Annotated in this window: 1 pseudogene; it reads right to left on the bottom strand. The window is 59.5% G+C overall.

Going from position 1 to position 855, the window contains the following annotated elements:
- Positions 1 to 325 precede the first annotated feature (325 nt).
- Positions 326 to 855: pseudogene (locus CK944_RS22300) on the bottom strand (hypothetical protein); the annotation flags it as partial.

The raw sequence follows: 855 nt of genomic DNA, 5'->3' as shown, positions 1-855 counted from the left end.
CGGTTCCGCTGCAAAACCGAGCGGCTTTGTCGGCGCGCAGGATTGCCGCAGTGCGGTCAGCCTTCAGGTGCATGAGGTCGATCACCAGGATCTGGGCCTCCTGTTCGCCGTGGCCCGTGCCGAGAGCATTCATAGAGATACGCCCAGCGGCTCCAACGATCATTCTTATTCATCCTCGAGGCGCAGGGGCGCTGCTCCAAAGATCGCATGCCGGGAACAACCTAAGATTGCAAACAGGTGTTGCCTTAACGCTGTAGGATGGCTAGCGTTCACGTTAACCACGGCAAGAACCGAAGGCCCGCCCTGCCAGGCGGGTCTTTCTTGTTCAAAGAATGGCCCGTGCAACACGGATCATCTGAAGCAGCTCGTAGTTCCTGTCGTTCAGCCGCACGACCTGCCCGTTCACAACGGCATAGTTCTCATCGGCTCCCAGATGCGGCAGACGATAGACGCTGGCCAGTTCATCCTGTGTCAGGGCTGCTGTCGGGGCGATCGGCACTCCGGCCGGAAGATCGGGCACCTGTGCCATCTGGTTCACCAAGAGCAGCGCGTCGTAATCGCTGTCGTCGAGCAGAACAGGCATGCCGTCGATCAAAGCATAGCGATGGCCTTCGGGTGCAGGATCAAGGCCAAAGAGCGTCGCGATCTGGTCTGATTGCAAAAGCAGAAGCTCAGGATCGGGATCAACGTCGGCCTCAGTCCTGAGCCATTCGTCCCGGCGCTTGACCCAGATCCTGTCGTGGTCATCCCCATCATACGACGCCCATTCCTCGTAGGTCACACCTTCTTTGGCCAAGCCGGGGGGAACGCAAGGTGGATCCTTCTTCGCCAAGCCCGGCGGACAGTTGCGGTAGG

This window comes from Paracoccus sp. SY (assembly GCF_002901215.1).
Lineage (GTDB): Bacteria > Pseudomonadota > Alphaproteobacteria > Rhodobacterales > Rhodobacteraceae > Paracoccus > Paracoccus acridae.
The sequence above is the reverse complement of the archived record's forward strand: the minus strand, read 5'-3'. Positions and strand labels throughout refer to the sequence as shown.